The organism is Paraburkholderia sp. XV (assembly GCF_020177535.1).
GTDB lineage: Bacteria > Pseudomonadota > Gammaproteobacteria > Burkholderiales > Burkholderiaceae > Paraburkholderia > Paraburkholderia caribensis.
This window is the reverse complement of the sequence record NZ_JAGUUD010000010.1, coordinates 89,498-116,405: the sequence shown is the minus strand read 5'-3', so window position 1 is coordinate 116,405 and position 26,908 is coordinate 89,498. Positions and strand designations below refer to the sequence as shown.

At 59.8% G+C, this 26,908-nt stretch carries 21 protein-coding genes and 1 pseudogene; 11 read left to right on the top strand and 11 right to left on the bottom strand.

What is annotated here, in order from left to right; translation table 11 throughout:
• Positions 1–142 precede the first annotated feature (142 nt).
• Together KFO72_RS08455 and KFO72_RS08450 are read left to right on the top strand one after the other, a co-directional pair.
• Positions 143–1,447: an O-antigen ligase family protein gene (locus KFO72_RS08455; RefSeq protein WP_054932708.1), complete on the top strand. Its 1,305-nt coding sequence runs from the start codon at positions 143–145 to the stop codon at positions 1,445–1,447.
• A 28-nt stretch (positions 1,448–1,475) separates the two neighbouring features.
• Positions 1,476–2,099: a phosphatase PAP2 family protein gene (locus KFO72_RS08450; RefSeq protein ID WP_225031869.1), complete on the top strand. Its 624-nt coding sequence runs from the start codon at positions 1,476–1,478 to the stop codon at positions 2,097–2,099.
• A 22-nt stretch (positions 2,100–2,121) separates the two neighbouring features.
• On the opposite strand, the gene KFO72_RS08445 is transcribed toward KFO72_RS08450, so the two are convergent.
• The 6 genes from KFO72_RS08445 to KFO72_RS08420 all read right to left on the bottom strand — a co-directional run bounded on the left by KFO72_RS08445 (position 2,122) and on the right by KFO72_RS08420 (position 10,846).
• Positions 2,122–3,315, bottom strand: coding sequence for a glycosyltransferase family 4 protein (locus tag KFO72_RS08445; protein WP_054932745.1), 1,194 nt, complete (start codon positions 3,313–3,315; stop codon positions 2,122–2,124).
• 94 nt (positions 3,316–3,409) lie between these two features.
• Positions 3,410–4,726, bottom strand: coding sequence for a lipopolysaccharide biosynthesis protein (locus KFO72_RS08440; protein ID WP_225031868.1), 1,317 nt, complete (start codon positions 4,724–4,726; stop codon positions 3,410–3,412).
• Between the two features lie 32 nt (positions 4,727–4,758).
• Positions 4,759–5,769 carry a glycosyltransferase family 2 protein gene (locus KFO72_RS08435; RefSeq protein ID WP_054932711.1) on the bottom strand — a complete coding sequence of 337 codons (1,011 nt, stop codon included), beginning with the start codon at positions 5,767–5,769 and terminating at the stop codon, positions 4,759–4,761.
• A gap of 97 nt (positions 5,770–5,866) precedes the next feature.
• Positions 5,867–7,309, bottom strand: coding sequence for a hypothetical protein (locus KFO72_RS08430; RefSeq protein WP_060603800.1), 1,443 nt, complete (start codon positions 7,307–7,309; stop codon positions 5,867–5,869).
• 19 nt (positions 7,310–7,328) lie between these two features.
• On the bottom strand, positions 7,329–8,444 hold the full coding sequence (locus KFO72_RS08425) for a glycosyltransferase family 4 protein (RefSeq protein WP_054932713.1): 1,116 nt from the start codon (positions 8,442–8,444) through the stop codon (positions 7,329–7,331).
• 59 nt (positions 8,445–8,503) lie between these two features.
• Positions 8,504–10,846, bottom strand: coding sequence for a polysaccharide biosynthesis tyrosine autokinase (locus KFO72_RS08420; protein WP_225031867.1), 2,343 nt, complete (start codon positions 10,844–10,846; stop codon positions 8,504–8,506).
• A 978-nt stretch (positions 10,847–11,824) separates the two neighbouring features.
• Here KFO72_RS08420 and KFO72_RS08415 point away from each other — a divergent pair.
• Both KFO72_RS08415 and KFO72_RS08410 read left to right on the top strand, forming a co-directional pair.
• A complete protein-coding gene (locus tag KFO72_RS08415; RefSeq protein ID WP_082670459.1) occupies positions 11,825–12,751 on the top strand; it encodes a helix-turn-helix domain-containing protein in 927 nt (308 codons plus the stop codon).
• A gap of 21 nt (positions 12,752–12,772) precedes the next feature.
• Entirely contained in the window at positions 12,773–13,789 is a 1,017-nt protein-coding gene (locus KFO72_RS08410) for an ATP-grasp fold amidoligase family protein (protein ID WP_412101768.1), read from the top strand.
• Positions 13,790–13,849: 60 nt separating this feature from the next.
• On the opposite strand, the gene KFO72_RS08405 is transcribed toward KFO72_RS08410, so the two are convergent.
• From KFO72_RS08405 to KFO72_RS08390, 4 genes are all read right to left on the bottom strand, one after another.
• A complete protein-coding gene (locus KFO72_RS08405; protein WP_224101912.1) occupies positions 13,850–15,400 on the bottom strand; it encodes a hypothetical protein in 1,551 nt (516 codons plus the stop codon).
• A 789-nt stretch (positions 15,401–16,189) separates the two neighbouring features.
• Positions 16,190–17,020, bottom strand: a complete 831-nt coding sequence (locus KFO72_RS08400; protein ID WP_225031866.1) for a helix-turn-helix domain-containing protein — start codon at positions 17,018–17,020, stop codon at positions 16,190–16,192.
• A 284-nt stretch (positions 17,021–17,304) separates the two neighbouring features.
• Positions 17,305–18,339 carry a response regulator receiver protein gene (locus KFO72_RS08395; RefSeq protein ID WP_225031865.1) on the bottom strand — a complete coding sequence of 345 codons (1,035 nt, stop codon included), beginning with the start codon at positions 18,337–18,339 and terminating at the stop codon, positions 17,305–17,307.
• 286 nt (positions 18,340–18,625) lie between these two features.
• Positions 18,626–20,296, bottom strand: coding sequence for a hypothetical protein (locus KFO72_RS08390; RefSeq protein ID WP_225031864.1), 1,671 nt, complete (start codon positions 20,294–20,296; stop codon positions 18,626–18,628).
• Positions 20,297–20,838: 542 nt separating this feature from the next.
• On the opposite strand from KFO72_RS08390, the gene KFO72_RS08385 reads away from it, so the two are divergent.
• From KFO72_RS08385 to KFO72_RS08375, 3 genes are all read left to right on the top strand, one after another.
• Positions 20,839–21,894 carry an NAD(P)/FAD-dependent oxidoreductase gene (locus tag KFO72_RS08385; protein WP_225031863.1) on the top strand — a complete coding sequence of 352 codons (1,056 nt, stop codon included), beginning with the start codon at positions 20,839–20,841 and terminating at the stop codon, positions 21,892–21,894.
• Positions 21,895–21,975: 81 nt separating this feature from the next.
• On the top strand, positions 21,976–23,241 hold the full coding sequence (locus KFO72_RS08380; protein ID WP_225031862.1) for a leucine-rich repeat domain-containing protein: 1,266 nt from the start codon (positions 21,976–21,978) through the stop codon (positions 23,239–23,241).
• A gap of 143 nt (positions 23,242–23,384) precedes the next feature.
• Entirely contained in the window at positions 23,385–23,660 is a 276-nt protein-coding gene (locus KFO72_RS08375; RefSeq protein ID WP_054932722.1) for a hypothetical protein, read from the top strand.
• A gap of 57 nt (positions 23,661–23,717) precedes the next feature.
• On the opposite strand, the pseudogene KFO72_RS08370 reads toward KFO72_RS08375, so the two are convergent.
• A pseudogene (locus KFO72_RS08370) lies at positions 23,718–23,966 on the bottom strand (cupin domain-containing protein); the annotation flags it as partial.
• A 178-nt stretch (positions 23,967–24,144) separates the two neighbouring features.
• Here KFO72_RS08370 and KFO72_RS08365 point away from each other — a divergent pair.
• From KFO72_RS08365 to KFO72_RS08350, 4 genes are all read left to right on the top strand, one after another.
• Complete coding sequence (locus KFO72_RS08365; RefSeq protein WP_054932723.1) at positions 24,145–25,566, top strand: DHA2 family efflux MFS transporter permease subunit; 1,422 nt, start codon at positions 24,145–24,147, stop codon at positions 25,564–25,566.
• Positions 25,567–25,650: 84 nt separating this feature from the next.
• Entirely contained in the window at positions 25,651–25,902 is a 252-nt protein-coding gene (locus KFO72_RS08360) for a hypothetical protein (RefSeq protein ID WP_060603825.1), read from the top strand.
• Between the two features lie 223 nt (positions 25,903–26,125).
• Complete coding sequence (locus KFO72_RS08355) at positions 26,126–26,299, top strand: hypothetical protein (protein WP_156516668.1); 174 nt, start codon at positions 26,126–26,128, stop codon at positions 26,297–26,299.
• A 289-nt stretch (positions 26,300–26,588) separates the two neighbouring features.
• Positions 26,589–26,855 (top strand): CsbD family protein, encoded by a 267-nt coding sequence (locus KFO72_RS08350; RefSeq protein WP_054932726.1) that lies wholly within the window; start codon positions 26,589–26,591, stop codon positions 26,853–26,855.
• Positions 26,856–26,908 lie beyond the last annotated feature (53 nt).

The window sequence follows — 26,908 nt, the reverse complement described above, 5'->3', positions numbered from 1 at the left end:
TCAATAGCAAAGTCGCAATTCCATTCTGGCGGCTGATCGGGATCCCGATCGTTCGCCGCGCGCAATGTTGGATCAACATCCTTCATCGACATGCGCCACTTCCATCAGCGGACGTGCAACTCTATTCTTCGCGAGAGTCGAAATGGCTTACATATCGGTATTGGCGCTATTCCTGACTGTTACCAATCTGGTGCCGCTTAGCGCAGTGGGATTTTTGCCGATCATATTCTGCGCCTGGCGCTTTTTCGGCAGAAGCTACCCGTCCTTTATCGCGCCGCTCACGGCACTGACGCTGTTCGCGCTCGTATCGACGTTGCTCTACGACCCTCACTCTCTGACCGAATTCGATTTCTATCGGCGCGACGGCAATCTGTTCATTGCGTATGCGCCCATTTTTGCCGGTTGCCTGTACTCGCATCGCTGGGACATGAACAAGCTGCTTCGCGCGTTCTTCGTGTTTGCCGTTGTCATCAATATCCCGCCTTACGCGCTCTATCTCGCACAGAATGGATTGCTCAGCATCTTCAAGCATCCCGACGACAGCTTCGGCAGCTTCTTCATCGCCCGCAATGCGGCAGGCGGCTTTCTCGCGATGCTGTTCTGCCTCGGCGTGGCCTGCTATCTCCAGCGGCGCAGCAAGATCATGCTCGCGCTGATCGCGCTCAACTGGCTGATGCTCTTCTCGACATATAGCCGCGGCTCGCTGCTAGGCGCCCTTGCGGTACTGCCCTATCTGTACTTCGGGCGCAAACGCGTGATTCTCGCGTCGCTGATCTCATGCCTCGTTGTGGCGTCCCTTGCCATGGCGATGTATCACACGCGCTCCACTGTCGACTACATGGGTTACACCTTCAGCATCCAGAATCAGGACGCCAAGACGGCGAATCTGGACATCCGCTACGAATGGCTCTGGCCAAGAGCACTCGCCTATTTCCGCCAAAGCCCGATTGTCGGCATGGGATTCGGTTCATTCGACGACCAGATACGCAACGTCGTGTCGTATTTCGGCGTGCTCGGCGTACCTTCCGACATCATCGTCGAACACAGCGATTCCCACGCGCACAACTCGTATCTGAACTTTCTTGCGGAGCTTGGCGTGGTAGGCCTGGCACTGGTGCTGGGTTTTTACTGGAAGCTCGTCAAATGGAGCCAGGATGGCGCCGCGCGCAGCGCTCTTGTCGAACGCGGACGGAACTTCGCGGCATTCCGCTTCGTCGAGATTTCGTCCGTATGTCTGCTCGTCATGGCCGCGACGGAACATCGGCTGGTCTCGCCTTCAAATGTTCTGATTCTTTCTCTAGTGATTTCACTGCTGCTCGCGTCGCGACCGGTGCGCGTGTCGAATCCTGCATACGGACGGGTCCGTGTTCCCGACCCGCAGCCGCCATATCGACAAGGCGGACAAGCTTATCCAACGGCAACCGGGCGCAGTATCCCGCGCTCTTGAGCCGACGAAACCGAACGAACAGGCCGATATGTGGACAGTCCTTTCCAACGTCGGCGATGCTGCTGTCACGCTGCCCATCGCCATCGTGTGTGCAATCTGGATTGCAATGAGTGATGTGCGGCTCGCGTTGCGCTGGGCGCTCGCGTTGAGCTGCGGCATGCTGCTGGTCGGCGTGAGCAAGATCTTGTATTACACGTGGGGCGTGGTGCCGCCATTGATGCACTTTCGCGTCATTAGCGGTCATACGATGCTATCGACAGCCGTGTGGACCGTCGCGCTCGCGCTGCAATTGAGATGGTGGCGGCTGCCCCGTTCAGGCATCCTCGCAGGCGTCGCCGCTGGACTGCTTTTGGGCGCACTGACAGGGGCTTCGCGTGTGCACGGACATTCGCACTCGATCGCCGAAGTCTGTGTGGGTTGGGTGATCGGCGCCACCGTCGCTGCAGCGTTTCTGCGGACGGCGCTACGCGCCGAATTCCGACGGTTATGGCCTATCGGGTCGACGATTTGCCTGCTCGCCGTGTCGACCTTGACCTATGGGCATACGGCGCCGTTCCAGGATCTCATCAAGGACAACTCGGCGGCGCTTAGAGAGAATACGCCGGCGCTCGTCTGCGCGCTGTCACACGCGCGCCCGCGGCAACACGGATAAGCGTCCGCGCGAGCGAAGCCGTTCAGACCAGCAGATGCCGCTCGGGCGCTTCGTCCTTTAACGACACTTCATCGTCTGCGGCCTCCACATACGAAGGATCGGTGAGACTATCCGGCAGCCGGTCTTCGATGAATGACGTCAACGCTGTCTTGAACCGCTCCGACGAAAAGCGCTCCGCGTTCTTGCGGCACTGACGCGCATCGAAAAGACGGGAGTACTTTTCGAACCTGTCCACGGCTTCCAGCAGCGACTCAGCCGTCTGCTCCTGGAAAAACACGCCCGTGGGCCGCTCGCGCGGCAAGCCTAGCACCGACTCCAACGCTCCGCCCCGCCCAAACGCGACCACGGGTGTCCCGCACGCCTGCGCTTCGACGACCGAAATGCCGAAATCTTCTTCCGCCGCAAACACGAAGGCACGCGCGCGCTGCAGATGATCGACCAGCACGTCGAACGGCTGATGGCCGAGAATCGTGACGTTTTCACCCGCGGCGGCTTTGACCTTCTTCATATCCGGCCCATCGCCGATGACGACCAGTTTGCGCTCCGGTGTTTGTGAAAACGCCTTGACGATCAGATCGATGCGCTTGTAGGGCACCATGCGGGACGCAGTGACGTAGAAGTTCTCCTTGCCCTCACGAATCGGCATATGGCTAAGATCGACGGGCGGGTAAATGACCGTCGCATCGCGCCGATAGGCCTTCCTGATCCGGCGCGCAATGAACTTCGAATTGGCGAGCAGATGATCGACGCCATTCGCGGAACGCGAATCCCATCCCCGAATATAGTGAAGCAGCACACGGGCCATCGCCGATTTGACGCCCGCCGTCAGACGCGACTCTCTCAGGTACTGATGTTGAAGATCCCACGCGTAGCGTATGGGCGAATGCACGTAGCTTATGTGCAACTGGTTCGGTCCCGTCAGCACGCCTTTCGCCACGGCATGCGAACTGGAAATGACGAGGTCGTAGGAGGACAGATCGAGCTGTTCGATTGCGATCGGCATCAAGGGCAGATACGCCCTGTAGCGTTTGCGCGCGAACGGCAAGCGCTGGATGAACGATGTCCTGACCGGCTTGTCCTTGATGCAGGCGCGGTCCTCCATGAAATCGACCAGCGAAAACAGGTCCGCGTCCGGGAAGCATTCGATAATGTTCTGCAGTACCTTTTCGGCACCGCCCGATACCACCAACCAGTCATGAACAATGGCAACTTTCAACGCGACCTCCCTGTACTCGTCGAGTACGTTAATACTTTTCCGGTCCATTTGAACCTGATCCGACAATCTGCTCCGCCCGCCAACAAGGAATCTGTCAATCCTCCTCGCGCGCGCCAGCCTGACCGCGTGTTCCCCACGCGACTCGCGCCATTGCGATCGCGCGCCCGGCCCCGGGCACCAAGGTAATCAATTCCAGCCGAACCATGACGGTCAGCAGCATCGCCGACAGCGAAAGTTCGCCGATGACGCGAGCGAATGCCATACCCTGCGCCCCGTATCGCGGCGCAAGGTAGAGCGCCGCGAGAAGGTTCGCGACACCGGACGCGGCACCCGCAATAGCCAGCAAGCGATCTTTTTTCCGCGGAACGAATACATAGAACGCAGCGAATTCGTTGAACGCCGCAAACGGAAACATCCAGGCAAAGCACTGCAACACATGGCCGCTCGGCGTAAACGCTTCCCCGAGAATCAACGGCAGAACGATGGGCGACAACGTCAAAGCACCGCAAAAAACCAGCATGCCGTAACCGAGCATCAGCGTCGCGCCGCGCCGCGTGGTCGCGTGAGCGCCCGCCTTGTCGCCCTGTGCAAGCTGGCGGGAAATGGTCGGAATGAAGACTTGCGATGCGGGCCCCATCAGGCTCAGCCCAATCGTCGCAAACCGCTCCGCCGCGCCGAAATAGCCCACTTGGGCCGGCGTGGAGAGCAGCGTCAGCAGATACGTCGACGATGCCGTCAGCACGACCGAACCCGACGAATAGCAGAACAGCATCGTCGAGCCCTTTACGAGCGACGCGATACCCGAAAACGAGAGATGGGGCCGCCCCAGCTGATACGTCGCCAGCGCATAGGAAATGGCCAGAGACAGCACGCCCGCCGTCAACAGACTACCGACTACCCAAACCGAGTCCGCCGGTCCTTTCACGAGGCACAGCACCAGCACCAGACTCACCGCAAAGCCGAATACCTCGATCATGATCGGCGTGCGGAAATGATGACGCCCTTGATAGAGCCAGCCCAGATTCAATGCCGACACGACGCCCAGCGTGGTTGCCAGCAGGCCGATGAGCGGGCGCTCCGACAATGTCGGCGAACAGAAGGTCGCAATGACGCCGATGCACGCGCCCAGCACGCACAATACAAGGCGCGCGCTCGTATGCAACGAGTAAATGGCGTTGCATTCGCTGTTGTTCCGAGCCTTCGATATCTCGCGCATGCCGACGAATGTGAAGCCGTAGCTCGCGAGCATCCAGATGACGTTCATCAGCGACATCGCCGCCAGAACACGTCCGTATTCGGCGACGCCGAGCACGCGTCCATAGAATGGCACGACGATGATGAGGTACACGTACCTCATCAGATATCCACCATAGACAAACGCTATGACGTTAGCGCTCTTCTTACCATCCATTCCCACCTCTCCTGTATTGGCGACGCCGCATGCTATTGCTCGACCGTGCTGCGGCGCGCAAGGGGGTTGGTGATGTATCGGACCACGAAGTCTGAAAGAGGTGAGTAAGGCAACAGACAAAGGCTCGACAAGAACAGCGTGCCAGCCTTCTTTTTCAGGCTCCAGAACGGGTTGGCGACGATCGTGTGCATATAGGCGCGCGAATCGTTCAGCATCCAGCGCCACCGCGCGCCGAGCGACGCATGATAGAGACTCGATCCGAAGTACGCTTTTTCATGGGCGAAATCGTGAAATGCAGGCGGTAGATCGAGATTCATCCTCTGCTTCGCGATTTCACGCAGCGTGACCCAACGCTCCTTGAACGCCTTCGGTGCCTTCTTGATCTGCTCCGAGTTCGCGAACGACACGCTCGGCGCAGCAGAATGATGGACCCGGTACGCTCCGAGCGATTGCGGTATCGTCGCAACGGCACCCATCAGCGCCGCTCCGTAGATCGCATAGAAGTCCGCCCCGTAGCGGTTGGTGCCGCCTTCCGGCACAGGGAAGACCGCTTTCAGCGCACTGACGCTATATGCATTGCCCGACGCCGGCGGCGACGGATAGAGCCAGCCTTCTCTGAGCAAACGGCCGCAGTCGGCGGGCGGCTCCGAATGCGGTACGTAAGCGCCCGTCTGCTTGCCCGCTTCGTCGATCACATCGAGACGAAACTGCACTTTCGCCAGAGGCTCTTCTTCGAACTTGCGCATGACCTCCGACACCGCGTGCGGATACAGCACATCGTCGGAATCGAGGAAGATCACATAGTCGGTGCCGGCGAGTTCGACGCCGAGGTTGTATGCGGACACCTGCCCGCCGTTTTCCTTGAAAACCGCAGAGATACGGGTACCGTATTGCTCTATCACGGCGCGCGAATCATCCGTCGATCCATCGTCGATGACGATCACGCGCGTTCCGGGATAGTCCTGCGCCAACGAAGAATCGATCGTCTCGGCGAGAAAGCGTTCATAGTTGTAGTTGCATATGACGATGGCGATCTGTTTCATAGAGCCTCGATACGATAAATTGAATCAGCGGGCAATCGAATCCGCTTTGTGGAAATGGGTGCAGTCGCCTGTTGAATGCAAAAAGAACCCGTCTCTCTCAAGCTGTTTTCCCCTGGTTCGCCCGCACGACGAGATAGGCAAGATGTCTGGGCGGCTTTCTGTCGGCACCATTGACGTTGTCCGGCACGCGAAACCGTATGTTCATGACGTCGCTATTCCAGTTCAGCGCGGCGTCTTCTCTGGAAGCAGCGGCACCCGTCAGCGCATCGATCAAGAGCACTTGCGCGCCACCCGACGGCGGTGCGACACCCGCTGCCTCCACGGTGCGCCAGCCGGATGGCGCGCTCACCTGAATCACCATGTCCCTGTCGGACAGCAAACCGGACCCCGTGACTTCCGGGCCGAATCGAAGCGGCTTCGAAAGCGGCGCAAGCGTGCCGGGAATCGTCTGGTTGAGCACGATCAGGCTTTGCCCTGAGACATTGAAAGTGCGCACGGGCGGGCCGCGATGCGTGAGCCGGAACGGTTCATAGCCGTCCCAGTGATAGACCATCGACAGATACTTGTCCGGATCGTCCCAATTTCGCGCCAGCGCCCATACCGCAAACTCGAAAAAGTAGCGGGGCAAGTAGTGCTCGTCGAGCATGTATCTGTCGCCAATCTCCGTTTGCCACAATCCGCGCGCCGGCCCCTGCTTGACGTATCGTTCATACAGGCGGTCCAGGTCTGCCACGGGCAGGTAGTGTGTGTCGAGGTAATCCACCCAGTCGGCCATTCGCTCGTTCAAACGCGGGCTCCGGTAATCGAGCCATTTGTCGAGATTGTCGAGACCGCCCTGATCGGGCCAACCGCCATAGACGACGTAGCCGCCATAGCGTCGAATAATGCGGGCGGCCGGAATATGAATTCGCTCCACATAGTCCTGCAATGCGCGGTCATAAGGTCCGGACTGGTGCTCGTTCTTGCTGAAGTTCGGGCCGTGCCAGAAAGTGGCTTGCGGCAATCCGCCCGACAAACGTCCCGCCGCTTCATTCCATATCTGGAAATGGCGCACGCCATACGGCGGTCCAGAGTACTTGCGAACCACCGCATCCACATAACGTTCCCACGCGTCGACATCTTCCGGTGCTGACTTCGTGTCGCCGGGAAGACTCGCATTCCACTTTGGCGTATAGCCGAGAAACAACAAGGACCGGATGCCATTCTGGTTATTGCGCAATATGACGGAGGGCAGATCGCTGTCATAGCGATTGCCTGTCTTGTCGACGCGCATCGGTTGGGTCGGCGCATCCGGCTGACCGGGCCCGACTGACCCACGCCCCCAGCTAATGCCCATCTTGCGCCACATCTCGATGTCGGCCGCCGAGCCCGGCCACCCATTCGTTCCGATCATGTCGGTAATCCTGCGAGCTGCGCGATTGCCGACCGGACCGGCTGCGGCCGCTGCCATCGCATGCATGGGTCGCAAGCCCGCACACGCGAGCGCAGCAAACGCCGCGAGCACACGTCGTCTGGATGGCCGGTAATTCATTCGATCCATGGGCTGCCTCGTCCGTTGCTCACCCAGCCGACACACGTGCTGCAAGTTCCGAAAGCGGCTCGCTCTCCTTGCCGTACAACACGTCGAGCAGCCTCTTTGCCGAGCGGTCCCAACGGTATTCGCGCGCATGCGCCATACCTTTCACCCGGTACTGTTGCCTGATGGCGCCGTCGCTCATCATCAGCGAGATCTTTTCGGCAACGTCTTGCGCCGACGTCGCATCGCAATACATCGCGGCGTCTCCGCACGCTTCGGGAATCGAGGTGCGCGACGAAGCGACCACGGGGCATCCGCAATACATGGCCTCGAGCGGCGGCAATCCAAAGCCTTCATATAGCGACGGAAAAACCAGGCAACCGGCACGTTGATAGAGCGCCTTCAACTCGCCGTCCGATACGAAGCCCGCCCATATCACCTGCTTTGAGCGCGACATCGCCTCGATGCCTTCACTGGCAAAAATGCGCGAGTTCTTTCCGCCGACAATCACGAATCTCACGTCGCGTAAATGGCTCAAGCCCGAGATCGCTTCGAGCACGCACTGCAAATTCTTGCGCGGATCGAGGCTCCCGACGATCACGCAGTACGAGTCTTCCCTGAGCTGCAGGCGATCGATGACGCCGTAATCCGGCACGACGCGATCGAGATGATCCGCACCCGGCTGGATCACGGCAATACGCGACTCGTCGATCTTCAGGTGATGGCTGATACGCCGCTTCGAAAATGCCGATACCGTGAGCACGAATGGTTCCATTCTTGGCAGGATCGAGAAACACAGCCGATACCACAGCAAGAACTTCTTCGAAAAACCATTCGGCGCGTCATAGACGGCCATGTCGTGCACCATCACCACTTGCCTGCGCTTGAGGATCGGATTCGTGTTGCACAGATTGACGAGCGTTCGGCCCCTCGCTGCCAGCGGCAGCGTGATCTGTTCCCACAGCGTGCCGCGCAGCCACGGAAAGCGCCGCTGCCGCCTGAGCGACGCACCGGGCTCCATCGCGTTGTGCGGCACGAATATCTCCAGTTCGTTGCCCGGTTCCTCACGCAGTTGCATCGCTCTCGTGAGTTCATATGCGACCCGTTGCACGCCTGTTACAGGCTGCGATGTGAACTTTCCATTAATCGCGAATGCCATCGATTCTTCGCCTTACGAAGTTGTGCCGTTTTCAGGGGTTGCGTAGGGACAACCTGCCATCAGGCGGTTGCCTCGACCTCGCCGAAGTCGCTCGCATAGTTCGTCGCGTAGCCGTAATTGCGCGTGCTACGACGCAGCGGAATGCCGTTGAAGACAGCGCCGGCAACACGTCCGCCCGCGCGCTCGATCTTCTTGATCGTGTCGGCAATCTCCTCCTCGGTCTGCATGCCCGAACGCAGCACGAGCAGCGACGCGCCGGTTTCGTTCGCGATGATGGACGCGTCCGTCACGGCGAGGAACGGCGGTGTGTCGACGATCACCATGTCGAAGTGATTGCCGAGCCGCTGCAATATTTCCCTGAAGCGCGGCCGCGTGAGCAATGCCGCAGGATTCTCCGGGCGCGCCCCGCACGACATGAAGGTCACGCCTTCAATCCCGACTTGCCGCAACGCGTCGCGCAGCGGCATCCGTTCGGCGAGTACTTCGGAAAGACCGCCGCGATTGTTCTGGCCGAAGAATGCCGCGAGATGGCCACGGCGCATGTCGCCGTCGATCAGCGCGACCCGCGACCCTGCCTCCGCATGCAGTGTCGCGAGGTTCGCAGCGACGAAGCTCTTGCCCGCCGATGTGGTCGGTCCCGTCACCATCACGATGTTGTTGCGCGTATGCGCAAGATCTCGCGCCATTGCGGTGCGGACTTCGCGTAACGCTTCAACCGATGCGTCATGCGGGAAGCGTTCGGCAAGAATCTTGTTGCCCGAGGTACCGAACGACGGGTCGATCTTTTCGCCCGTTGCCGACTCGCCTCCCTCCGCGCCGCGCTGCATCGGCAGTGCACCGCGCCCGCCTGCGCCCGGCAATGGCTTGCGCGCGGCCGCCGGCAGGCCACGATCGAGCAGCGATTGCTGATGACTGAACAGCACTTCGCCGACGACAGGCACACTCAGACGGCGCTCGACATAGCGCGGGTCCGTTACGCCGACCAGCACGTGACGGCGCATGAAGACGATAAACACGCCCGCCACGAGACCGAGCACGAAGCCACCCGGGAGCACGATCAGCGGATCGGGCTTGACGGGGCGATGCGGCCGCACGGCCGAATCGAGAATGTGCGCGCCACCCGTGGTGCTCGCACGACGCACCGTCAATTGCTCGGCCTTCTGCACCATGCCCATGTAGACCGTTTCAGCGACCTTCTGCGCACGAATCAGGTCGACGCTCTCACGCTCGGACGCAGGCATGCCCTGAAAGCGTCCGTCGAACTCGGATTTCGTCTTCTTCAGTTGCGCAAGCTGAGTATCGATGCTTTGAATCCAGCGGCTTCCCGGCGCGTACTTGTCCAGCAGTTGCGTGCGTTGCAGTTCCAGACTGGCAATCTGCCGATCGAGATCGAGGCCGCCTTGCAGATAGGATTGCGCTTCCGTGGTCGGCTGCATCGAATTGGACTTCGCGCGGAAGCTCTTGAGTGCTTCTTCCGATTTGCGCAGGTCCGCAAGCAGGCGCGGCAATTCGCCCTTGATGAAACTCAGTGTCTGCGTGTCGTTCAATTGACGACCGGCAATCGCTGCCACGAGGTACTGTTGCCCCAGCGCGTTCGCGACTTCAGCCGCCTTTGAAGGACTCTTGTCCGCGTATTCGATCTGGATGAGGCCGGAGTCCTTCACCTTGTCCGTGATCTTCACGACGTCCATGAAGCGCTTGGTCGCATCCACCGCGTTCCAGCGGATCACCTCGAAGTGCGTGCCTGCCCGCGCGGCAAGCTGGTTGATCAGCACCGAAATGCCGTTGCCTTCGGCGGGCTTGCCGACCGTGCCCTTGATCAGAAATTCGCCCGACGGACCTAACAGTTCATATGCGCCGTCGCCTAGCGCAACGAGACTCAGCTTCTCTTCTTCGAGATTCTGCGGAACATTCAGGTAACCGACCTTGACGACCTCGCCGCCCCACGCGAACGACTTCAGGCCGAGCCATGCGCCATTCGGCTCGCCTGGCGTCGAGAACCTGTCTGCAATGTCGCCGAGGATCGGGATGCGCCGAGGCTTCACCGAGACATCGAAGCGATATCGGTCGATCACGGGGTCGAGCACCGAACGGCTGCGCATCACGCCCATTTCCGTGCTGGGTGACGGCGCGGGCGGCGGAAGCGCCTCCTGAGTCTGTAGCGCGAGACCGAGCGCGTTGGGCTCGGGCGGATCGACGCGCACGAGCACATCCGCCGAATAGACGGGCGTGGCAATCAGCTGGTACGCGACCGCGAGCAGAAACACCGCGACGGTGGCCGCCACGATTTCCCAGATGTGGTCCCGCATCAGGTTGAGCATTTCTCGAGCGGTGAGTTGCCCGCGCTCAACCTCAGGGGCAACAGGAAGCGAGTTCGAGGGGTAATAATCCACGGGAATCATCCTTTGAAATGCGGTTGGTCGAGCAGGCTGCGAAGCACACGAGTACACGGCCAGACGGCGACCTGAAGCCGCCGGACGGAATGCAACAGAAAGCTCGATCAGCCGTGCTCGGGCTGATGATGAGTTACAGGAACGGATGGCAATAGCGACTCACGGGGAGTGAAATAGCCGCAGCGCCCCGATGTGTCAGAACTTCACTGGCAATGGCAAAACACCCGTCGTGTCCGCATTGATGCGAACCCTTTAGCGTTCACAGTGACAGGCGTCGAGCCACACAACGAATGGGACGATTGGCAAGTCACGCACGCTCTCGACGGGAGCCTATGAAAAGAGCTTAGGCAGACTTCAGGAATCGGTCTTCGATCCACGACGTCGCCCTTCGATTGATGTTGCGTTGAAGGATAGACGCACCGAATTTGAATTAGTACAAACCCGGCATAAATTCGGGTACTAATGGCCGATATCGTGGAACACGTTACATCGGCCGGGCATCGAAGAAAGAGTTGTTGCGATCTGAAATTCGTGTAACAGAGTGATACGCAACGCGAGCAATCGCGTCACGAAACGGTAGTGACAGTACGCCATTAGCGCCATTCGCTTACAAAGTCCTTGCTCGCTCTGCGGCCCTTCTATGGCGAGCTCTCGCGGTTCATGACGCGGCTTCGGGTCAACACAATCGGACATTTTCTCCCAGAAAATCTTTCCGTCATTAGGAAAAATAGCCTGAAACGCCGAGTCTGCATTTAAGTAAGAATTCCCACGTCCGAACGATTTCGCCACATCGTTCGCGCCAATCGGACAGGCGTCGCATGGCTCTTTTCTCTAATGTATTCTGATTGGCGTTGAATTGTTGCGCATTAATTGGGAGAGCTAACAGTGAATGGGATTTATCAATCACATCCCTTGTGTGTCGATGACCGGCTCGAGAAACCGGAGGTTGAGAAGCATATCGGCCTGCTCATTGCCCCGCATTGTTCGATGGCCGCTGCGGGCGCGATCGGCGACGCCTTTTGCCTTGCCAACAAGCTCGGGCTGGAGGTCGGCGAGGAGCCCCCGTACCGCTTCTCGGTGTTGTCGGAGACGGGCGGATTCGTTACGGGCGGCTCCAGCTTTCCGATCTGGACGCAGAAGCTCGAACGGTTTCGGCTGGCCGACTTTCATGCATTCTTCGTTGCTTGCAGCGGCGACCCGATGAATGAATCGAGCGAGCAACTCGTCTCCTGGCTGTCGCGCCAGGGATCGAGCGCGCCGCCCTGCATGCGGCAGAAGAGCGATCTGTCGAGCGGGGCGGTGCAACCGGCTGTGCCTGTGTTCGTGCTGGATGATGGTCTGTCAGAGATGCGGCCCGCCGGGGCGACGCCGACTGAAATGGCCCTCGTGCAGATTGGTCGCGACCTCGACGCGGAAACGGCGCGCCGGATCGCGCATACGCTGCAGCCGCAAGTGCGTCAGCGCATGCGGCCTGGCGCGGATGATCCGGCTATCGCGACCACGGCCGAGAAAATCCGCGAGTCGGCGCGTTGGATCCGGGAAAACTATAGCAAGGCGATTTCCGTGAGTCGGGCGGCCGAGTCCGCGGCGATGAGCAAACGCAACTATCAGCGGCGTTTCAAGGTCGAGTTTGGGCTGACCCCACTTGAATACCTGTTGCGCACGCGCTTCGAGGTCGTCTGCTCGATGCTGATGGAAACCGAGCTTCCCATCGACAAGATTGCAAGGCGTTGCGGCATGGGCGACGGCAACCGGCTGGGGCGCATCTTCAAGGTGCGATACGGCATGTCGCCAACCGCTTTTCGCGCGTTGCGCCATCTCGGCACCAGCAATCACACACCGACGCCGTCGCCAGCTGACCATGTCGTCGAAACTGCCGCAGCGGTCGATTCGCAAATGAAACCCGTTTTCTAGCGGGCGCAGGGAGCGCTAACAATGCCAATAACCGAATATGCGCAGGCCCGTGAAGAGAAGGACGCGTCTGGCACCAGAAACGAGAAGGCCGCATCGTCCGGAGAGGTCGGGGCGCGCCCGCAGCTGCATGACTATGGTTCAGGAGATCCGATTCCTTCGCAGTCGGCAATCCGCAGAATGAAAGAGAAGGCAAAGTCGATGTTGCCCGACACGCTGTTCCTTAGCCTGTTGCACCGGAAATGCATCGGGCGATATCCACGGCTCGCGCGTCCAGCAACGTTCAACGAGAAGATCCTGCAACGCAATCTTCGGCCGGACCCGCGCTATGTACCATTGACCGATAAGCTCGAAGTCCGGGAATATGTTGCCGCCAAACTCGGCGAAGCGCATCTCGTTCCGCTTATCGCCGCGCCTGAGGTATTCACGCGTGCGGTCTTCGACAGTCTGCCCGATGCATTCGTGATGAAGGCGAATCACGGCAGCACGTTCGTCGAAATTGTGCGGAACAAGTCGGAGACCACGTTTGAAAGGCTGCAGGAACTGTCGGAACGGTGGCTATCGACGTCGTTCTATTGGGTCGCACGCGAACGGCATTATAGGAAGATCCGGCCGCGAATCTTCTTCGAGCAACTTCTTCTGGACCATCACGGGCGCGTTCCGGCTGATTTCAAGGTGCATTGCTTCGGCGGAAACGCTGGACGTCCGCTCATGTACATTCTTCTGATCACGGACCGCTTCGGCAATAACACGCATGGCGACGTGTTCGACACGCAATGGCGCCATATGGATGTGATGATCGGCCCTTACACACGCAGCGCCGTGCCGCCGCCGCGGCCTGACAACCTCGAAGCGGTGCTGAAAGCCGCGACGGTCCTGGCCAAAGATTTCGACTATGTTCGCGTCGATCTCTATGCCCCCGATAACCGCGTCTATTTCGGTGAATTGACATTCACGCCGGGGGCTGGCGTATTGCCCTTCACGCCCGACCACGTCGATTATGAATGGGGGCAACTGCTGGAAGCCAGTGCTGATCTGTGAGGCCGCGCTTCCCCGTTCGCAGTCGGGGAAGCATTCGCGGCGTGCGTGGCGCGCAGCGGATCAGGCGTCCGCGTTGCCCGACACGAAACTCGTAAACGCGCTATACGGCGGGTTCAGCGTGACACCGTTGGTCATAACGCCGTAAGTGTTGTTGCCGCTATCGAGCACGTAATACATGACGGACTGGATATTGTGCGTCTTACGCGCCTGATAGAACTTGCCGAGCGTGCTGGTGATATAGCTGGCTCGATACGCCTGCGTCTTCTCGGGCCCCGTGTTCCATTCCGTGATGATGAACGGCACGCCGTAACGGGCCTTGCAGTACGTCGGCAGATCAAAGCCGGGCCCCGAGCCGTCGATACCGATGTTGAAGATGTCGCCGTACACCTCGTAGTTATGCCACGTCGTGATGTCCCAGCGCACCTTCGGATGACCGCCCGATCCGTCCGGCTGCATGCCGTCCCACAGGGCGTCCGCTGCGCCGATATCCGCGACACAGAAGTTGATGCCGCACTTTGCCGACGGTTGAACCGACTTCACGCCGTCGATCATGCCGCGCATCACGCCGCGCATGGCGGGCCAGTTCGCGTTGTTGAAGTCGACCGCTTTGGTGCCTGCGTTGGTAAAGTCCAGAACCGTGGCGTTCTGCCGGGTCAGCTCGTTTCCGCACTCGTACAGGGTTACGCCGTACGCCTTGAGTGCATTCGCGACTGCCATTGCAGCCTGCAAGCCGCGATTGTATGCGGCTGACTCGCTAGTGAAGACGTTGCCGTTGGCGTCGTACACGCCCTGGTTGATCAGCACGAGCAGCGAGATCCCCGCCGACTGGAAGGCTTGCGCGAGCTTCGTGACTGCATTCAACTGCTTCGGGTCGTCGGTGCAACCCACGCGGTAACTCGTGCAGCCCATGCCTTTCAGGATCGACACGAGCTGCGCTGGCGTGTAGCTGTAGTCGTAGTGGCCGTTGACGCCGTAGAACGTCCCTGCCGTAGCCGCTGTCGCGATGCGAGGATCGCTGCAGGGCAGCCAGCCGCCAGCATCCGTGCAGACATAGAACTGTCCGCCTGTTCCCTTGTGCCAGATCTTTCCGCCATACCACAGCAACAGCGACACGTTATAGGTGTTGCCGACCGTCTTGCCGTTCTTGTAGACGACACCGCTCACGACGGTCCACATCGCGCCCGTCTTGTCGATGATGTACGACGCGGGGGGAATCGCCGTGCCATCCGCGGACGTCCCGCCGAGGCGTGGGTCGTTACAGGCAATCCACGTCGATCCATTCCACGAATAGAACTGGCCGCCCGTCCCCTGGTGATAGATCACGCCGCCATAAAACAGCACGAGCGCCACGTTATAGTTGTTGCCGGCTTTCACGCCGTTCCGGTAGACGGAGCCGCCCGACAAGGTCCATGTGGCACCAGAGTTGTCGACGATCGACGTGGCCGACGGAATCGTCGTGCCGCTGGCCGATGCCGCTGCGCGGGCCGTGGCTTTCGCCACCGCGTCACCGGAAACATCGCTGACACTGCCCGTCCCTCCGCCGCACGCGGTGAGAACATAGCTGCCACCGAGAGCCGTCAGGCGGCCTAGAAATTGACGTCGTTTGTTCATGGCAAGCGCATCCCTGTCGAGAAAGTTCTCGAAAAAAAGTCCAAAGAGGTGACTACTGGATTTCGGACCAGGATGGCGGCGCGAGCGACTCCGCATTGCTCAGTAATCCTTACTGGCAATGACGTTTCGTCGCCCGATTGATAAACAGGGAGAAAGTGAGTGAACGGACACCGCATGCTGCCCGGCGGGTTCCGATGTTTCCCCTAATGTACTGCCACTAATGCCAACTGTCCTTGTGCACTGCGCAACCGTCCCACCTTTTTCGGGTGTGAATGACGCCCGGCAATTTGTTCGCACATATCCTTTCGATCGGCGTAAATAATACCCAATACATGCGGTAAATCACACCGAAAAATAACTTCATCGGACAATTAGCAGAATTCTTCCGACTATATCTTTCTGGAAAGGAAATTCGCCCTTTCGATTCTCTTTGAGTGGATTTCGCGCAGGAGGGCGGGCCAATATGACCCTATGAGGTATTTTTGTGATCCTTATTGTTCTGCGCATTGCGGGTATTGCCGCATTGGAAATCGATAAGCGGAAGAATGGGGACGTCGCTTTTACCGAGGAGACACAATTACCGACAGAAAAATGTGCGGTGAATGGCGCAATTTTCGTCACGCTGAGAATTTTATTTCGGTATCGACCCTGGATGCATTCGACAAAATGGGATTGGCGGGCTTATTGACACCCGTTTCACCATCCGTCCGATCTGTAGAAAATGCGGCAGCGCGACACCCCGAGGCACGCGCTGCCATTTTGAGTCGGCTAGCACTAACGGCACGCGCGTTATTCGTCACATGTCGCGAGCGTCGGCTGTTGATGAACACTGCACGTCGTCTCGCCATTCGATCCTTTCGCATCTGCGTTGCCACGCGTCCACGCACGGTACTCGATGGGAGACTTGCCCACGCAACGGCGAAACAGCTTGCCAAGTCGATCGCCGTTGGTCAGTCCGACGCGTCGCGCCACTTTGTCGGCGGGCAGCGAAGTCTCCGCGAGCAACTGGCACGCACGCTCGATCCTGACTCGCTGCAAATACTCGGAGGGCGATGCGCCGATGTGCGTTTGAAAGTTGCGCAACAGCGTGCGTTGGCTCATCGCGCAGGCTTCCGCTGCGTCGTTCACGGTGACGGCGCGATGACAGTTATCCTGCAGCCACCGCGCCGCAGCGCGGATTCGGTCTCCCGACGTATTGGCTGCGTCCATGGATGACGACAGCCATTCGCTCGAATCGACGAACGATGTACGGCGCAGTGCTTCGTGCGCGACCGATTCGCCGAAATCCGCGCGGATAACTTCGAAGGCCGCTTTAACAGCACTGCCTAATTGCGCCCTGCGGCGACGCGCCTGTTCGTATCCGTTGACCGCGCCTTTGTCGTAGGTCCCATTCGATGCTTCGAAGCCCGCCGCGAAGAGTTTGACGCGCGCGCCATTGGCCCTCATCCGTTGCAGCCAGCCGCTCAGTGCCGGTGTGTCGCAGGCCGCTCTCGAATGCATCCCGCCAGCGACGAACACATGGGCAAATCGCTCGTCGCCCGACTTCGGTAAATCGTCTGTCGAAACGAACAGCGAGCGATCGCATTTGACATGTCCACCGCCTTCGGACAGAAATCGCATCTCGTACCTTTTCGAAGACTCGCCTGTCGCTAGCGAACACGCACATTCAAGCGCCTCGGCGATAGCGCCTATCCCGAGCAGGTCGCACGATTCCGTGAGTACGAAAGCGATGCGTTGCGTGCCTGAAATTGCGCCGATCTGCTGGTGTGTTACCCATTGCAAGTTGTTCCCGACAAACATGGTCTCTCCCGCGTGCTTTTGATTGGCATGCCTGCGCATGCAATGACTTCTAAGACGATTGTTCAAGGCGTTCGCTTAAACGCGAATCGAAAATAGACTGCTGCCTACCGACGCCCGCTCGAAGGTCGCACCCACGAGCGCACCCAGCGCCTGAGCGGCCAAACCGTTCGATTGAGTTCGTGCCTCACCACCAGACTCCGCCACACATGTGCTGCGCTGAACACGGGACGACGCGCCTGACGCTCCAGTAGACGCTTGCATCCGGGCAGATGCAGCAACGAACATCCTTTGAACCAGCGAAGGTCACGGTGCGTATTGCCTGACCAGTGACGTCCGACCACGCGATTCGCACCGAGATCGATGATCTGATGGCCGGCGTCGGAAAGCAGATTGAGCGCGGCGGAAATGAATGCCTCGTCGCCGTTGTGATTCAACTCGTTGATGACGCGCCGGTATCGCTCAAAGCATGCATGCGCGCAAGGCACCAGTTCCTTGATGAATTCACCGGACGCGAGCAGCACTTCGCCGCCGAACCATCGCGGATTGTGAAGGCGCACGCCCGCCACTGTTTCAAGATCGTCGATGACGCGAGCGTCGCCATACGCCGAGAACTCCTGGTCGGAAATGTCAAATGCGCCCACACCTGTCGCTTGACAGCGCTGCAAGAGTTCCTTGTTCACCGTTCGAAGTGCGAGCATGTCGGTGTCGAGCACCATCAGCAGTTCGCCTTCGCGTAGCATCGCACCCAACTGCTCGATCATGTCGAGCTTGAAATGCGCGCTGTAGAAGCGCGTATTCCTCGGCAGCGTCAATCCCGACGGCGTCAGTTGCAACACGTTGGGACGTGAATCGCCGTCGACTTTCTCGAGGTAGCGCGTGACCTCATCAGCAACGTTCGTCGCCACGGTCAACCTCGGCAAACCGACTGCTTCGAGACTGCGATTGAGCGTGATCGCCTGCTCGAGATAACAGAACGGATCAGCACTTTTGCAATTCGGACTTCCTGCGCTATCGGTTTCCAGGTACACGAGCGCGCACGGCACGACACTGGCGCCCGCGTGGACATAGCCCGACGCGGGATGGTCTATCTGTCTGATGGTTGGCACGAGGCCGTCGCGCAGGAGCGCTGCGTCGAACATCGTCTCCTCCGGGCTAGCTGTTGTAGTGAGGCATGTTGCCCTCGGCTGATTGAATGGGAAGTGCTGATGACCACCCTATTCGACGGATATTCAATGCGTGGCGCATTGAAATAGCAGCATCCATGCCACCTGAATAAATGGCACGGAATCGAAGGTGTTGAGACTTACGTAGACAGCGCTTTGAAAATTTGTCTTGTAGTGTGTGCAAATTCGCGGAGGCGAATTTTTTCAGGTCGGCAAGTTTTTCATTGAATGAGAGAGCATTGCAATTGCCCGCAAGTCTTTCTCAATTGTCCGGGTGACTCGCGACAAAGCTCACCAGCGCGTTATAGGGAAGATTCAACGTGACGCCGTCGATCATCACGCCATATGTTGCGTCACCGCTGTCGAGCACGTAGTACATGGCCGACTGAATGTTCTTCGTCTTTCTCGCCTGATAGTAGCTCGCGTAGCGGGAGCTGATGTAATTCGCGCGATACGCCTGGCTCTTCTCCGGGCCGGTGTTCCACTCGGTGAGCAGAAACGGCACGCCATAGCGCGCGTTGCAGTAAATGGGGAGATCGAACCCGGGGCCTGCGCCGTCCGTGCCGATGTCGAAGATGTCGCCGTACACCTCGTAGTTATGCCACGTCGTCAGGTCCCACCGCACGGTTGGATACCCGCTCGTACCGTCGGGTTGCTTGCCGTCCCACAACGCGTCGGCAGCGCCGATATCGGCCACACAGAAGTTGATGCCGCATTTCGCAGCCGGCTGAGCCGACTTCACGCCGTCGATCATTCCGCGCATCGCGCCACGCATGATGGGCCAGTTCGCGTTGCTGAAGTCGGCCGCCTTGGTGCCGGCGTTGGTCGAGTCGAGAATGATTGCGTTATCGCGTGTCAGTTCGTTTCCGCACTCATACATGACGACACCATACGGAGCGAGCGCCGCCGCGACCGTCGCGCCACATGAGCGCCCGCGATCGTAGGCGACGGTTTCACTTGCAAACAGCACGCCGTTCAGATCGCGCACGCCGATATTGACGAGCACGAACAGCGTCAATCCCGCTGCCTGAAAAGCCTGTGCGAGCCCGGTGACGGCGTTGAGTTGCGCGGGATCATCCGTGCAGCCGACGCGATACGTCGAGCAGCCCATGTTCATCATGATCTGCACGACCTGAGCGGCCGTATAGCGATAGTCGTAGTGGCCGTTGATGCCGTGGAAAGAACCGCGCGGCGCGGCGGCGACGATACGCGGGTCGCCGCACGGCAACCATTGATCGAGGTCGGTGCACACGTAGAACTGCCCGCCCGTCGACCGGTACCAGATCTTCCCGCCATACCACAGCAGCAGCGACACGTTTAAGGCCGAGCCAACATAAGCGTTGTTGCGCAGGACCCTGCCATTGGCAACCGTCCACAAGGCGCCCGCTTTGTCGATGATGTACGACGCCGACGGGATGGTCGTGCCGTCGGCAGACGTGCCGCCAAGGCGCGGATCGTTGCAGGCGAGCCAGGTCGTGCCGTTCCATCCATAAAACTGTCCGCCCGTGCCCTGGTGATACATCACGTTGGCGTACCACAGCAGCAGCGTCACGTTATAGGTATTACCCGCCATGACGCCGCTGCGGTAGACCGAGCCGTTCACGAGTGTCCAGAGCGCGCCCTGATTGTCAGTGATGGAAGCAGCGGGCGGAATAGCCGTGCCGTTCGCCGAAGCCGGCGTGCCACTGTTCGATGAGCCCGTATCCATCTGGTTCGACGAGCCTGATGCCGCGCCATTCGAAGCCGCTGACGGTGCGCCGTTCACGACGGTTGCCGCAGTCGAACCGGATGCCGCACTGCTGGTCGTTGTGCCTGCGCCGGATATAGCGCTCTGGTTGCCGCCTGCGCCGCCGCCCCCGCCGCCACAGGCGGTCAGCACATAGCTTCCGCCCATAGCGGTAGCCCAACCAAGAAATTGACGACGCTTTACCATGACCATTCAATCCACTGCCGGGCCACGCCCGAGGAAAACACTTCGATAGGGAATGGCGGCGAGCGGGTTGGCAAAAGGCGTCCAGCCTTTCGCATTCGATTCGCGATCCTTATCACTTCACATTGAGCGCTATTGGATGGCGGTAAATATTCCCGCCTTTAGTCCGTATCGCGCAGCTAGTGAATGGTTGTCGGCAGCAATGGCCTGTTGGCGCAGGGGATGAATGAAATAACAGGTTTATTTCGACACTAATCAGTCTCGGGAAAAGATTTGCCTTCAGCGGTCGATGCCATTTTTACCGAATCGGCCGGCTCGCATGCGTTAAATCCCCGATAACGATACGAATGCGCGAGAAATCAATACGCAGCAGAAAAAGAATAAATTCCTTGTTAATTCCCCTTTATTCCTTTTATTCGATGGCCCATTGACACCCGCGGCTTACCCCTGCCCGCCATGGTGCCTTCGTTGCCGACCCATGCCCGCGTCTGTATCGTGAGATCGTGCATTGGCACACGCGTCATCCATCGACCCGCGAGGACCTCATGAGCACTGCGCCAGACACGCCGCCCGCTTCACCCGTCAGCACCGACGTGCTGATCATCGGCGCGGGACCCGTGGGGCTGTTCGCCGCGTTCGAGGCAGGCGTGATCGGCCTGTCGACGCAGATCGTCGACAACATCGAGCGCGTGGGCGGGCAATGCATCGAGCTGTATCCGGACAAGCCGATCTATGACATTCCGGCCGTGCCCGTCTGCACCGCGCGCGAACTGGTCGACCGGCTCGTCGAGCAATGCCGGCCCTTCGCGCCGCCGCTGCATCTCGGACATCGCGTGGAGACGGTGGAGCGGCTCGATAACGGACGCTGGCTTGCCCGCACCGATAAAGGACTGACATTCGAAGCAGCCGCCATCCTGATCGCGGGCGGCAACGGGTCGTTCGTCCCGCAGCGTTTGCTGCTCGAAGAGGCCGTGCCGCTCGAAGGCCGTCACGTTCACTACAGCGTTACCAAACTCGACGACTTCGCGGGCAAGAAAGTGATCGTGGCGGGCGGCGGCGACTCCGCACTCGACTGGGCATTGGCGCTGCGCACGGTGGCACAGCACGTCACGCTCGTGCATCGTCGCAATGGTTTCAGCGCGACGGACTCCAGCGTCGCCAATATGCGCCGCGCTGTCGAAGCGCGCGAGATGGATTTTGCGGTCGGTACGATCGCGAGCCTGAGCGCACCTAATGGGCAACTCCAATCAGTCGAAATCCGGCAGGCCGAGGGCTCTGCGCATCTCGAAGCCGATCATTTGCTGGTGTTGTTCGGTCTCGTGGCCGATCTCGGTCCGATAGCGAAGTGGGGCATCGAAGTACAAGGCGGACGCATCACAGTCGATACATCGAACTACGAAAGCACGTGTCCCGGCATCTTCGCGGCGGGCGATATCGCGGGCTATCCGAACAAACAGAAGCTGATTCTTTCGGGATTTCACGAAGCTTCGCTCGCCCTTCGAAAGGCGTACAACTACGCGTTTCCCGACAAGAAACGCGTGCACATCCATTCGAGCTATGACGCGAAGCTGGCAGAGCGCGTCGCCGCGTCTCACGCGTAGCAGACCGATCGCCTTGGCCGCGACGGGATGCGCGTCGCGCTTCGTGTATAAAGGAGGCAGCCAGAACCAACGGAGCGCTCCGTGTCCGACACGCCGCCGTCAAGCACCAACCCAAACACCGAAGACCTGCCTTCACCCACGTGGCGCCGCGCCACACCGTGGGCCATCGGCGCCGCGGTCGTCCTGCTGCTCATCATCCTGCTCGTCGCGTTTGGCACGTCGCGCAGAAGCCCGGACGAGCGGGCGCTGGGCGAACTGGGATTCATCAAGGCCACCTGCAGCAACAGCGACGGTTCAGCCGCGCCACCCGACTCCGCCTGCCTCGCCTTGCGGGCAAAGCCGACGTTGACGGCATCCGAAGTCGCGGCCGCGATTCCGCACCTGAAGGACTCGGACCGCAAGATCGAACTGAACCTCGCCAATACGCAAATCGAGAACCTCGATCCACTGAAAGAACTGGACACGCTGGATTCGCTCGACCTGACGGGCACGCCCGTGTGGAACCTCGATGCACTCAAGGACATGCATTCGCTCAAGCGGCTCGTCCTGCATCGCACAGATGTAGAGAACATTGCGGCGCTTAAAGGACTGACCGGTCTGCAATCGCTCACCCTCTGGGATACGCGCGTCTCGAATCTCGATGCGCTAAAGAATCTGACCGACCTTCGGCAACTCGACCTGCGTGACACCCAGGTTCGAGATCTCGATCCCCTCGAAGACCTGCCTCATCTGGAAACACTGAAACTCGGCGGCGCGCGAAATGTACGCGACATCGACGCGCTCGGCCAGCTGACCGCCCTCAAATCACTCGACCTCAACGAGACGCAGATCGACAGCATCGCTGCGTTGAAGAAGTTGCACGACATGCAGGCGCTTTACCTCGCGAACACGCCGCTGCGCGACATCGACGTGATAAAAGGCATGCCGTCGCTGAAAACGCTCGTGCTGGACGGCTCCAAAGTCGACGATATCGATGCGATGCGCGGCCTGCGCCAACTGGATACGCTCGTGCTCGCGCGTACGCAAATCACCAGCATCGAAGCGTTGAAGGAACTGACCGCGCTGCAAAGGCTGAATCTCGCCGACACTCGCATCGAGAACATCGACGCGCTGAAAGACCTGAAGAACCTGCAGATGCTCAACCTTTTCCGCACGAGAGTTCGCAATATCGATGCACTGAAAAGTTTGACGAATTTGCAGGAACTGTATCTGGCTAACACCCCTGTCGAAGATATCGACGTGCTGAAGGGGCTGACGGGATTGCGGGAACTCGTTCTCTACGGCACCAAGGCGCGAAACGTCGATGATCTCAAGGCGGCGCTGCCGAAAACGCGCATCGTGTGGTGAGCATTCGACATTTTCGCAACAGGTGCGCAAGGTCACACAGCAGCAGCCTGGTTTTTGATAGTCTTTATCCGACAGCGCGTGTGACGTTTAAATGCGCTGGCAGAGAAATTCGACCAGGTGTTTGAGTACCGGAGGGTACGCTCATGCTTAACTGGCTTGCAAACCTGATTTCCCACCACGCCCCGACTCCAGAAAAGCAGGCCGAGCGGGCCTTGAGCGAGCTTCGAATGGGCCTCTTCCAGGCCGAGCAACGGGTTCTGGACGCGCAATTGCAAGCCGATTATTACCGATCCCGCATCGCGTTCTGCGAACAGGTTGCAAAAGCGGGCATCGAGCTGGTGTCGGACCGCCGCAAAATCCCGCAGGAAGTCGCTCTCGACAGTTCACGGCCAAGCCTGAAGCTCACAGCCGCGCAATAGCAGCTGGCCCACGCGGTCGCGGCGCTGCGCGCGCCGCCGTCATTCGCATGACGAGCGTCAGACATACGGCGTGCCGTCCTTGTGCAGAAAACGGCCGTCGCTGCTGGGGCTCATCATGTCGATGTCGGGACAGGTGATGACATCCGCGGCCGAACGCGAACCGATTTCGAGGTAATGGGCCGTAACGTTCGATCGGTTAATCATATGATGGCCATTTCCGGCGTTCTTCGGAAAGGCCGCGCAATCCCCCGCGCGCAATAACGTTTCGCCGCCGTCTTCGATCAGCGTCAACTCGCCCTCGGCAATGTCGATCTTGGGCATGCAAGACTCCGTCAATCCAGGCGAACAGCGCATTCATACACGATTCCCGATTCGTTGTGGCATTGTTCGCTCTCAGCCCTGCAGGGCGTAAGCCTTCTTTTGCAGAACAGGCGCAGTCATCGTACGATCGCCTACCGCTGCGTACGCACTTCCCACCCGACTCATGAAAGACTCGTCATCACGCTCAGGTTCACTCGGGCCGCTGCCTTATGTCGTAGCCGCGACCTTCTTCATGGAATATCTCGATACGACGATCATCGCCACGGCGCTGCCGGAGATGGCGCGCTCGTTCGGCACGAGTCCTAACGCGCTCAGCCTCGGCATGAGCGCCTATATGATCGCGCTCGCGATCTTCATTCCGGCAAGCGGCTGGGTCGCCGACCGCTTCGGCTCTCGCAGCGTGTTCTTCTCGGCCATCGTCACGTTCACGCTCGCTTCGCTGCTGTGCGGCATTTCGCAGAACGTGGTCGAATTTACCGCTGCACGCGTGCTGCAGGGCGTCGGCGGCGCGCTGATGGTGCCCGTGGGGCGGCTGACCGTGGTGCGCAGCATCGACCGCAAGCAACTGATGCAGGCAATTTCAACGATCACCTGGCCGGGCATCGTCGCGCCCGTGATCGGGCCGCCCGTAGGCGGTTTCATCACCACCTATGCGTCGTGGCGCTGGATCTTCCTGCTCAACCTGCCCGTCTGTCTCGTCGTGCTCGTCGCCGTGCTCAAGTGGGTGCCGAATCTGCGCAGCGACGAACGCCGCCCCTTCGACGCACTTGGACTCGTGCTGAGCGGCGCAGCGTTGACAGCCATTCTGTACGGCGCCGATATGGCCAGCCAGCCGGACACGAATCCTCTCGTCGGACTCGGCATCATCGCCGTCGGGCTCGCAACCGGCACTGTCGCGTTCTATCAGGCGCGCCGCCAGCCACATCCGTTGATCGACGTCACCACGCTGAAGATCCCGACCTTCTCCGTCACGGTCGTCACAGGCACGCTGACGCGCATCGGCATCGGCGCGGTGCCGTACCTGATGCCCTTGCTGTTCCAGATCGGCTTTGGATTGTCGGCGTTCAAATCGGGATTGCTGCTGCTCGTCAGCGCAACCGGCAATCTCGGCATGAAAGCGCTCACGACGCGAATCCTGCGGCGCTACGGCTTCAGGCGCGTTGCGATAGCGGGCAGCGCGGTATGCGGCGTGTTCACCATCGCGTGCGGCGTGCTGACGCCCGCGTCGCCGCTCGCGTGGGTGCTGGTGGTCGTGTTCATCTACGGGCTCGCGCGTTCGCTGCAGTTTTCCACGCTGGCCACGCTCGCCTACGCGGACGTGCCCGCCGAACAGACGAGCGCGGCCAATACGCTGTGGAACGCGGCGGCGCAGATGAGCATCGGTCTCGGGATCGCCTTCGGCGCGCTGGCGCTGCGCGCGGCAGCGGCCGTCAACGGCTCGGGCGGCGGTCAAGGACAGGCGTTCACGCTCGACGACTTCCGCTTCGCGTTCCTGTGCGCGGGCGCGTTGACGATCGCATCGGTGTACGGCTATGTCAGGCTTGCCCGCGATGCGGGGCACAGGCTGAGCGCCGCGTCGCGTTAGAGATATCCCTCGATTTCAGCACACATCGAGCATAAAGCGGATTTCTATGCTCAAGATTGAATTGCAAGGGCCGATATCCGGTGCATGAAAGCAAATGAACTCGACGAGCACGTCCCGGACGACCCGATGTGGCGTGTTGCGCAGGCTGTCGAAGGGGGTGTCCGCACCATTCGCAAGGCCCGCGGAAAATTGAACCCGGAAGACTGCACGCCCGGCACACTCGAATACGAAGTCGTCACGATGGAGTTTCTCGACGACTGCATCCGGGCGTTAGGCGGCGACCCGGACGCGGAAGGCGAACAGGACGAGGGCTTCAGCGCCGGAGCAACGGGCTGAGCGTTTGCTGACAGGTGTCGAACCTCAGCGGCGCCTGATGTGCCCCGCGTCGATCTTTGTCCGAGGCAGAAAATTCAATTCCGCGCCATGCATTAATGGTGCCAGTATACTTCGCAGAGGTCGCGCACTGCGCGCAGCCGGGCCCCGGCGAATAATCTGGGATTCCTCTCCCCCCGTCCAGCGACGTTCTACGCGTTGCCGGCTGGCAGACCAAGGAGATGGCGTGAAGAAAAGGTTGGCCTCGCTGACGGCCGAGATCGTCTGGCTCTTGTGCTTTCTGGTGCTGGCGGCATTGGCACCGACATTCTTCGCGAAGATAGTGTTGCTCGCCATTTGCGCGCTACTGGTCTGGCTATACAAACCCAACAAAAAAGGCAGCCAGGACAAGAAGTTCTAGCGCCCTATCCCGTATTGCAGGTCATCTTCCGTCAGACGTCCGGACGGACTTCCAGCGGCGCATCGTCTGTCGCGTTCGCCGCCGTGCCGCCAGACCCGCCTGGCGTCGCTGCTTACGGCACGCGCCCGTCACCGCGCGTCAAACTCCCGTCATTCGAGAGCGTTCTATAGCCCGACGTACGCGTCGGGTTCGGTGTTTGCTCAGAACTCATCGCAGGCGGTGCGCCGACGCTGCACTGTCCCGCCGTCGACATGGCGGTTTATCAGATCGTGCTCAACTGGAGTGACAAATGGAAACGACCAAGACGGAAGGTACCCTTCGCGAAGCAGCGGGCAACGTGAAGGAAACGATCGGCTCGCTCGCAGGCGACGTCGGGATGCAGATCGAGGGTAAAGCGAATGAATTGCAGGGCAAGGCGCAACAACTCTGCGCCGACGCCACCGCTCTCGCGCGCGACGCCATGTCAACGCGCCCGCTTGCCGTGCTGGCCGGCGCGACTGCAATCGGCTTCGTGATTGGCGCGCTGTGGTCGTCGGGGCGCGACACGAGCGACTAGGTCCCGCAGGCAGGCGAGCATAAGACGAGAAGCCGCACAGTCCCCTTCTTTGA